The sequence below is a fragment of the Phycicoccus elongatus Lp2 genome (genome assembly GCF_000367525.1).
Lineage (GTDB): Bacteria > Actinomycetota > Actinomycetes > Actinomycetales > Dermatophilaceae > Phycicoccus_A > Phycicoccus_A elongatus.
The window spans coordinates 2,944,540-2,945,101 of record NZ_HF570956.1 but is presented as its reverse complement, the minus strand read 5'-3'; the positions used below and the strand labels follow the sequence as shown (position 1 = coordinate 2,945,101).

At 69.9% G+C, this 562-nt stretch carries 1 pseudogene; it reads right to left on the bottom strand.

Features of this window, described 5'->3' with window-relative positions:
• Window positions 1–277: 277 nt before the first annotated feature.
• A pseudogene (locus BN10_RS17530) lies at window positions 278–562 on the bottom strand (hypothetical protein); the annotation flags it as partial.

Sequence of the window (562 nt, the reverse complement as noted above, 5' to 3'; positions counted from 1 at the left end):
GCCACCGGGGCCACCGGGGCCACCGGGGCCACCGGGGCCGCCGGGGCCACCAGGGCCGCCGTGGCCGCCATGCTCGTGACCGTGCTGGTCGCGCGGTCCGCGACCGCGCTTGGGAAACTCGAATTCGTTCATGCCTCGCATGATCGTCTCCTTTCGTCGATGTGTTCCGATATATCGTAACAGATCGTTTGGAGAGACCATTCCCGGGTCTCTTGCCCCCGCGTGATCGGTCGCCATGGCGACGGATCACGCGGACGCAAGGAGCCGGGCGGGCGCGTCAGTTGCTGGGCAGCGTCGGCGTCGCCGTGCCCGCGGTGCCATTGGCGGCGGCACCGGACCCACCGGTGGTCGAGCCACCGGTGGCCTGCCCGCGCGGACCGCCCTGGTCGCCCTGACCCCCCTGGCCCTGGGTGATCGTGGCCAGGTCCGCGCTGACCTCGAACATCACCTTGGCGCCATCGGACGTCGTCCCGAGCGCGTCATAGGAGCCATCGGGGTCCTTGCGGACTGTGTCGATCGTGGCGCTCGAGTCCTTGGCCTTGACGGCGTCGATGACCTTCTG